This is a genomic window from Amycolatopsis sp. NPDC003861, assembly GCF_053605405.1.
Genome location: NZ_JBSGJD010000341.1, coordinates 1 through 8,230 on the forward strand (window position 1 = coordinate 1; position 8,230 = coordinate 8,230).

Consider the following 8,230-nt stretch of genomic DNA (forward strand, 5'->3'; position numbering starts at 1 on the left):
CTCTCCCCCTCCCCGCCTCTCTTCTTTTTGGGTCACCCTTCTCTGTGGGGGCCTGTTTTTTTTTTGTGGTTTTTAACACCCCGCCTTACCACTCACGACGGCCGCGGCAGACCTACAGCTGCCGCACCCGGATGTTGCGGAACTCGATCAGGTCGTTGTCGCTGTGGTTCTGCAGCCCGATGAACCCGCTGACGAACTGCCGCAGGTCGGTCGGCGGGTCACCCGCCCGCGACGACTGCTGGCCGGGCGCGTTGTCGAACTCGTTGATCACCACGCCGTTGCGGATCATCGTGTAGTGCTGCCCGACGACCTTGATCTCGTACTCGTTCCACGTCCCCTTCGGCCGCGCGCCCGCCTGGTCGAGCGGGCGCGGGTCGAAGTTGTAGACCGACCCGGTCTTCTGCGGCTCGCCGGTGTCGCCGTCGTAGATCTGGATCTCGTGGCCGCAGTAGATCGCGACCCACGCCTGCGACGTCCGCGCCGACCCGACCGTGCCGCAGCTGCCCGGCGGCCGCTGGTCGAGGGGTGTGCGCGGGTCCGGGAACCGGACGAAAACGCCGCTGTTGGCCCGGAAGCCGTCGGGGGCGATGTCCTTGAACTGCACCTTCACCGAGAAGTCGCCGAACTGCCGCTGGGCGTACCAGAGCATGCCCAGCCCGCCGGCCGAGCGGATGGACCCGTCGGGTTGCAGCGTGAACTGCCCCGAAGGCGCCTGTTCCCAGGCCCGCAGCGACGCGGCTGTGCCGTCGAAGAGCGCCTCGTAGCCGGTGGTCCCCGGTTTCCCGATCGGTGACGCCTCGGCGGCCGCGTTCAGCTCCGCCACCTCGGCGTCGTCGAGCACCCCGAGGTCCGACAGCGTCTCGGTGGCCTGCTCGACGTGGTTGACGAACGCCGCGTGCGTGCTCCACGTGCCTTCGTCGTCGAGGAAGTCGTCCACCGTGCAGCCGCCGCCGGCGTTGCGGTTGACCACCTTCGTGACGGTGTCGCCCAAGGTCACCACCGGACTCGGATCGGCCACCGCGCAGCCGACGTTCACCGACGCCCGGGTCGTCACCGCCTCGCCGTCCGCGTAGGTCACGGTGAGCTTGGCGGTGAAGATCCCGGTCCGCGGGTAGGTGTGCCGCGGGTCGGCCTGGGTGGACACCGAGCCGTCGCCGAACTCCCACCGGTAGGACACGCCCCCGGACTTCGACCCGGTGAACGCCGCCGTCAGTGCCTTGTTCTGCACCATGGTCGACGACGCCGCCGGAGCGGGCGTCGGCGCGCCGCCGGTGTAGCTGATCTTCAGCAGCTTCTGGTTGGCGTCCAGGGAGAAGAAGCCGTTGCCGTAGTCGAGCACGTACAGCGCGCCGTCCGGCCCGAATTTGGCGTCCATCCAGCTCTGCACCCGGGTGTCACCCGAGCCGCCCGGGATGATCTGCCGGAACGTCTCGGCGAACACCGGCGGCTGGTGCGTCGGCACGCCCGCCGGGTCGACCGCCACCGCGACGCGGTTCTGCGAGTTGGCCTCGTCGGCGATGAACCACTTGTTGTCCCAGTACTCCGGCCACGCGACGCCGCTGTTCGTGTTGGCCAGCGAGCGGTGGTAGGTCGGCCCGGACATGACGGCCTGGCCGCCGCCCCGCAGGTACGGCTGGGTGTAGGTGGCGTCCGCCGCGTTGTACGTCGGGATCGACGAACCCGGCCGCTTCGGGAAGACCGGGCCGCCACCGTCCGGCGAGTACCAGATCATGTTGTCCTTGATCGGCGGCAGCGTCACCAGGCCGGTGTTGCGCGGCGAGGTGTTCACCGGGTGGTCGCAGTCGTACCAGCCGGTGAGTTCCGCGGCGTTGGTGCTGCTGCGGTCGCGGTAGGGCTGCCGGTTGCCCATGCAGTACGGCCAGCCGTGGTTGCCCGCCTCGGTGATGATCGTGGCCGTCTCGTACTTCGCCGGCCCGAGCTCCGGGCTCGGCGACGTGGCATCGGGGCCGACCCAGCCCGCGGTCAGCCAGTTGTGCACCGGGTCGATCTGCAGCCGCGAGATGTTGCGGACGCCCATCACGTAGATCTCCGGGCGGGTCTTGTCCGCCGGCCCGCTCGGGAACAGGTTGCCCTGCGGGATGGTGTACGTCCCGTTCGCCTCCGGGTGGATCCGCAGGATCTTGCCGCCGAGGTCGTTCGTGTTGCCCGCCGTGCGGCGCGCGTCCTGGAACGACAGGCCCTTGTAGTCGAGGGTCCAGTTGTTGCCCGAGTACCCGTTCGACCCGCCCGAGGAGTTGTTGTCCCCGGACCCGACGTAGAGGTTGCCGTCCTTGTCGAACGCCATGCCGCCGCCGGCGTGGCAGCAGCTGTGGATCTGGACGTCCCAGGACAGCAGGTCCTTGCGGGTGGCCTGGTCGATCGTCTGCGCGCCCGCGTCGTAGGTGAACCGCGAGATCGTGCGCTTCCCGATCCGCTTGTCGCGGTCGATCGACTCGTGCGGCATCCAGTAGGCGTAGAACCAGCCGTTCTCGGTGAACTTCGGGTCCAGCACCATCCCGAGCAGGCCCTCTTCGTTCTTGACCAGCTCGTCGCCGCTGCCGCGGTTGCCCATCACCCGCAACGTGGTGAGCAGCTTGACCTTCTTGGTGGCCGGGTCCCACTGGTGGATCGTGCCGCAGCCGAGGCCGACGTTCGGGTCGTCCCAGCTGACCACCGGCCCGGTCGGGCAGGCCGCCTTGCCGATGTAGAACACCTTGCCGTCCGGGGCGATGGTCAGCCCGTGCGGCTCGCCGATCTGGTCGAGCTGCCCGGCCGCGTTCTTGCCGGTCAGCTTCTCCACCTTGTAGTTCGCCGCGATCCCGGCCTGGCAGTCGCCGCGGACCATGCCGGTGGTCCAGCGCAGGGCGCCGAGCAGGTGGTCGCGGAACTGCCCTTCGCCGTAGGAGCCCTCGGTGCGGCCCATGCCGGTGTAGAAGGAGCGGCCGCCGTCGTAGTCGCGGCACCAGGAGATCGGGTGGAACGGGCCGTTCGCGCCGACGCCCGGCTGGTAGCCCTTCTCCTCGACCTGCGCGACGGTGTGGACGGTGCCGACCGGATTGGTCTCCCAGTTGAGCCAGCGGTCGGTGCGCGTCCAGTTCTGCGGCAGCCCCTTGGTGGCCGGGTGCTTCGCGTCGAGGACGTCGACGACGGCCTGCTGCGGCGCCGGCTCGGGCGGCGGCGGGGTGGTCGAGGTGTCCTTGAACAGCTTGAGGTCCGCCAGCTGGATGATCGGCTCACCGGCGTTCGCGGTGATGTTCAGCCGGTAGTTCGGGTAGACCGTGGTGTTGGCGAAGGTGAACGTCCGGGTCTGGAACGGCTCGGTGAACGTCTCGTTCGCCCGGGTGTCCAGGTCGGTCCAGGTGCTGCCGTCCGCGGACCCCTGCAGCGTCCAGTTCTTCGGGTTCCGGCCCGGGAAGTCGTTCGCCGAGGTCAGCGAGTAGCTGCTGATCGCGACCGGGGTGGCCATCTTGTAGGCGGCCCAGCCGGTCGTCGCGAACGTCAGCCACTTCGTGTTCTCGTTGCTGTCGGCCAGTTTCTCCTTGGTTTCGTTGGGCGGGTTCTCCCCGCTCGCGGTCACCGACGCGACCGCTTCCGGGGTGAGCCGCGCCCCGACCGGGCGCGCCCCGATCAGGCCGGTGAACCACTGCGACGAGTCCTGCGCGCGGGCGGCGTCGGAGATGCCGAGGAAGCCGCCACCCGCCTTCATGTAAGCCTGCAGCGCGCCTTCCTGGTCCCGGCTGAGCGTGACGCCCTGCGCGGACAGGAAGACGACACCGCGGTAGCGGGCCAGGTTGGCGGTGCTGAAGACGGCGGGATCCTGCGACGCCGTCACCGTGATGCCGTTGTCCCCGCCCAGCCGCGCGATCGCGTCCGCCGCGCGGAGCACCGGGTCCTTCTGACCGGCCGCGGCGCCGTGGAAGACCAGCACGTTCACCGGCACGTTCGCCGCGGGGGCCGCCGCGGCCACGGGCATCGCCAGCAGCGGTGCCCCGGCCGCGAGGACCGAGCCGATGGCGAGCACGACCGCGCCGCGCCTGCCGAACCATTGTCGTTTCATGACTCCCCTCCTCATCACGAGTGCGTCCCGGCGTCCGGGCTCAGGCCGTGCCCGGTGTGGCCGTGCTCCTTGAACCGGTCGATCGCGTCCTGCGCGCCGTCGGGCAGGCTGCCGTCGGGGTTGCGGACCAGGAAGAGCCCCACCATGCCGCCGTCGGAATGGGTCTGGACGTGGCAGTGGTACATCCACGCCCCGGGCCCGGAACCTTCGCCGGCGATCACCTGGAACCCGAACGAGCTGCCGGGGTCGAGGTTCTTGTTGTCGACGATGGCAACGTTGTCAGCGGCGCTGCTGAGCATCCCGGTCCGGGTATCGGCCCAGCGGTGCCCGTGCAGGTGGAACGTGTGCGGCAGGCTGCCGTACCCGATGCAGACCCACTCGACGCGTTCGCCGAGGCGAGCCTCGAACATCGGCGTGTCGGGCGCCATCGCGTGGTTGATCAGCATTTCGTTGAACACGACCGTGTACTGCTTGCTGGGCAGCAGGTCGCCGCGCTTGCGGACGATCAGCCCGCCGTACAGCCCGCGGGCGAGGCCGGCGGTGCCGTGGTCGGTGCCCATGGCGTGGTCGTGGTAGTGCCAGTAGCCGGCGCTGCCGGGCATCCAGAACCCGCCGCCGGCGTCGTACCGGGCTCGCGTGCGCCAGGTGTACTTGCGCGTCTCGCCGGGGTTGTTGAAGGACGCGTTGAGCGGGGCGCCGTCCGACGCGGTGTCGTAGATGACGCCGTGCGGGTGGATCGACAGCCGTTTGTCGGTCCGGTTGACCAGTTCGATCTCGAGGGTGTCCCCCTCGTAGACCTCCAGCAGCGGCCCCGGGATGGTGGCCTTGCCCGGCTCGAGGCCGTAGCCGTAGAGGCCGCCGGGCAGGGCTTCGGCGTAGATGGTGATCTGGCGGGTCAGCCCCGCGGCGAAGGCCGCATCGGCCGCCCCGACCGCGGGCGCGAGCACACCCGCGGCGGTTCCGGCCAGCATCGACCGACGTGATACTCGCATGTCGAGTCCCCCGGGGCTCTCAGAACCGGACGGTGCGGAGGTATTCGAACCCGACCTTCGCCGTGCTGAGCGGATCGGCCGGCTGGTCGTGCTCGACGATGAACTCGCGGATGTGGTGACAGGACGCGGCGAAGATGCGCCGGAAGTCGATGACGCCGGTGCCGGGGTCGGTCATCTGCCCGTCCGCGGTCCGGTCCTTGACGTGGTATTGCGTCACCCGCGGGTAGTGCTGCCGGAACAGCTGCACCGGATCGGCGCCGCCGGTCACCGCCCAGAACAGGTCGATCTCGAGGTGGACGGTCCGCTTGTCGGTCTTCGCGGTCAGGACGTCGTAGGGCCGGACGCCGCCGATCGGGGCGAACTCGTGGTTGTGGTTGTGGTAGCCGAGCGCGATCCCGGCCTTCTTGAACGCCGTCGCGGCGGTGTTCAGGCGGCCCGCGAAGGCCTCCCACTCGGCGATGGTGGCGAAGTTCGCGTACGGCACGTTGGCGAGGGTGTTGCCGAGGATCTTCGCGTCGGCGATGGTCTGGTTCAGGTCGCCGTCGATGCCGACGTGCGTCGAGGACGCCTTGAGGTGGCAGCGGTCGAGGATGGCGCGGAACTCGGCGGCGCTGCGGCCGTAGGTCCCGGCCAGCTCGACCTTCCGGTAGCCGATGTCGGCCAGCGCGGAGAGCGTGCCTTCCGGGTCGTCCTGCAGCAGCGACCGGAGGGAGTAGAGCTGGATGCTGATCTTCTCGAGCGGCACGCGGCGGCGAGCCGGAGAGGCGCTCGCGGTGCCGGGCACCGCGATGGCCGCCGCCCCCACCGTCAGGGCCGCTGTCGCCACGTTCAGGAAGGTTCGCCGGGAGTGCTGTTCAGCTTCATGACCGCACATGGAACTCCCTCATTTCTGGTTGCTGAAAGCCGCGTCGAAGGCCGCCGACGGCTTGTCGAACAGGTGCGCGCGCACGTACTTCACCGCCTCCGCCGCGCCGCGGAGCCGGTCCATCCCGGCGTCTTCCCACTCCACCGAAATCGGGCCGGTGTAGCCGATCGAGTTCAGCGCCCGGAAGCAGTCCTCCCACGGGACGTCGCCGTGGCCGACGGACACGAAGTCCCAGCCCCGCCGCGCGTCCGCCCACGCCAGGTGCGACCCGAGCCGTCCGTTGCGGCCGTCGAAGCGCTTGCGGGTGTCCTTGCAGTCGACGTGGTAGATCCGGTCGGCGAAGTCGAGGATGAACCCGACCGGGTCGAGGTCCTGCCAGACGAAGTGCGACGGGTCCCAGTTCAGCCCGAACGCCGGCCGGTGCTCCACGGCCTCCAGCGCGCGCTGGGTCGTCCAGTAGTCGTAGGCGATCTCCGAGGGGTGGACCTCGTGCGCGAACCGGACGCCGACCTCGTCGAAGACGTCCAGGATCGGGTTCCACCGGCGGGCGAAGTCCGCGTAGCCGTCATCGATGTCAGCGCGCGAGACCGGCGGGAACATCGCGACGTACTTCCAGATCTTGGAGCCGGTGAAGCCGATGACGGTGTCCACGCCGAGCTTCGCCGCCGCCCGCGCGGTGTCGGCCATCTCGGCCGCCGCCCGCTGCCGGACGCCCTCGGCTTCGCCGTCGCCCCAGATGCGGGACGGCAGGATCGCCTGGTGCCGCTGGTCGATCGGGTCGTCGCAGACGGCCTGCCCGACGAGGTGGTTCGAGATCGCCCACACCTTGAGGCCGTGCTCGGCGAGCAGCCGCAGCCGCCCCGGCACGTAGTCCTCTTCGGACAGTGCCCGGTCGACCTCGAAGTGGTCGCCCGAGCAGGCGATCTCCAGCCCGTCGTAGCCCCACTCCGAGGCGAGCTTGCAGACCTCGGTGAACGGCAGATCGGCCCACTGGCCGGTGAACAACGTGACGGGACGGCTCATTTCTCCTCCACCGGTGTCCAAGTCGCTTCCGCGGCCGCGCTTTTCTCGACGGCGTCCAGCACCCGCTGGACGCGCAGGCCGTCGTCGAAGCCCGGCGCGGGGTCGGTGCCCGCGCCGATGGCGTCCAGGAGGTCGGCGACCTCGTGGGTGAACGTGTGCTCGTAGCCGAGGAGGTGCCCCGGCGGCCACCACGCGCCGACGTACGGGTGCTGCGGCTCGGTGACGAGGATGCGCCGGAACCCGGCTTCGGTGCCGGTGCCCTCGTACCACTGGAGTTCGTTCATCGACTCGAAGTCGAACGCCAGGCTCGCCTTCGAGCCGTTGATCTCCAGCCGCATCGCGTTCTTGCGGCCCAGCGCGAACCGGGTCGCCTCGAAGGTCGCCACCGCGCCCCCGGACAGCCGGGCCAGGAACACCGCGGTGTCGTCGACCGTGACGTCGTCGGTGCCGCCGGTCTCGGCCGGCCGCTGCTTGACGAAGGTGTTCGTCAGCGCCGAGACGCCGGTGATCAGCTCGCCGGTGACGAACTGGGCCGCGTCGACGATGTGCGCCCCCAGGTCGCCCAGCGCTCCCGAACCGGCGCTTTCGCGACGCAGCCGCCAGGTCATCGGCGCCTGCGGGTCGGACAGCCAGTCCTGCAGGTACACCGACCGCACGTGCCGGATCTCGCCGAGTGCCCCGCCCTCGACCAGTTTCCGGGCGTGGGCGAGCGCGGGCACCCGGCGGTAGTTGAACGCGACCATGGCCCGTACCCCGCGTTCCCGGGCTTGCCGCGCCGCCTCGGCCATCGCTTCGGCTTCGGCGACCGAGTTGGCCAGGGGTTTCTCGCACAGCACGTGCTTCCCGGCCGCCAGCGCGGCGATGGCGATCTCCGCGTGGCTGTCCCCCGGGGTGCAGACGTCGACCAGGCCGACGTCGTCCCGGGCGACGAGCTTCCGCCAGTCGGTTTCGACGTCGTCCCAGCCGAACTTCTCCGCGGCGGCCTTGGTCCGGGCCTCGTCCCGGCCGCCGAGGACGGCGAGTCGCGGCACCAGCGGCGGATCGAAGAACCGGTGGACGCTGCGCCACGCGTGCGAATGCACCGCACCCATGAACGCGTGGCCCACCATCCCGATCCCGATCGTTTCCCGTGCCGGGCTCATACCCCTCCTTGCGTTTCGTAGTGGGTCGTGAGTGGTAAAGCGGGTTCTAACCCGCCTTACCACTCACAAAAATCCGCGGAAAAACATGTCACTGTTTGTATACTCCCGTTAAGTTAATTTTGAATTTTTTCTTTTGAAACACCCCGCCAGA

At 69.5% G+C, this 8,230-nt stretch carries 5 protein-coding genes; all 5 read right to left on the bottom strand.

Features of this window, described 5'->3' with window-relative positions; all coding sequences use genetic code 11:
- Positions 1 to 112: 112 nt before the first annotated feature.
- Genes ACWEVN_RS44045 through ACWEVN_RS44065 form a run of 5 tightly spaced genes read right to left on the bottom strand, consistent with a single transcriptional unit; the run spans position 113 to position 8,079 of the window.
- Positions 113 to 4,072, bottom strand: a complete 3,960-nt coding sequence (locus ACWEVN_RS44045) for a ThuA domain-containing protein (RefSeq protein WP_452055252.1) — start codon at positions 4,070 to 4,072, stop codon at positions 113 to 115.
- Entirely contained in the window at positions 4,072 to 5,049 is a 978-nt protein-coding gene (locus ACWEVN_RS44050) for a multicopper oxidase domain-containing protein (protein WP_310969752.1), read from the bottom strand. Before ACWEVN_RS44050 ends, ACWEVN_RS44045 begins: the two co-directional genes overlap by 1 nt.
- 19 nt (positions 5,050 to 5,068) lie before the next feature.
- Positions 5,069 to 5,923: a TIM barrel protein gene (locus ACWEVN_RS44055; protein WP_452055253.1), complete on the bottom strand. Its 855-nt coding sequence runs from the start codon at positions 5,921 to 5,923 to the stop codon at positions 5,069 to 5,071.
- A gap of 9 nt (positions 5,924 to 5,932) precedes the next feature.
- Positions 5,933 to 6,937 carry a sugar phosphate isomerase/epimerase family protein gene (locus tag ACWEVN_RS44060; RefSeq protein ID WP_449683449.1) on the bottom strand — a complete coding sequence of 335 codons (1,005 nt, stop codon included), beginning with the start codon at positions 6,935 to 6,937 and terminating at the stop codon, positions 5,933 to 5,935.
- Positions 6,934 to 8,079 (bottom strand): Gfo/Idh/MocA family protein, encoded by a 1,146-nt coding sequence (locus ACWEVN_RS44065; RefSeq protein ID WP_452055254.1) that lies wholly within the window; start codon positions 8,077 to 8,079, stop codon positions 6,934 to 6,936. Before ACWEVN_RS44065 ends, ACWEVN_RS44060 begins: the two co-directional genes overlap by 4 nt.
- Positions 8,080 to 8,230: the final 151 nt, after the last annotated feature.

Coding starts and splice junctions, on each gene's coding strand:
- ACWEVN_RS44045 (WP_452055252.1), bottom strand. CDS start 4,072: ATGAGGAGGGGAGTCATGAAACGACAATGGTTCGGCAGGCGCGGCGCG.
- ACWEVN_RS44050 (WP_310969752.1), bottom strand. CDS start 5,049: ATGCGAGTATCACGTCGGTCGATGCTGGCCGGAACCGCCGCGGGTGTG.
- ACWEVN_RS44055 (WP_452055253.1), bottom strand. CDS start 5,923: ATGTGCGGTCATGAAGCTGAACAGCACTCCCGGCGAACCTTCCTGAAC.
- ACWEVN_RS44060 (WP_449683449.1), bottom strand. CDS start 6,937: ATGAGCCGTCCCGTCACGTTGTTCACCGGCCAGTGGGCCGATCTGCCG.
- ACWEVN_RS44065 (WP_452055254.1), bottom strand. CDS start 8,079: ATGAGCCCGGCACGGGAAACGATCGGGATCGGGATGGTGGGCCACGCG.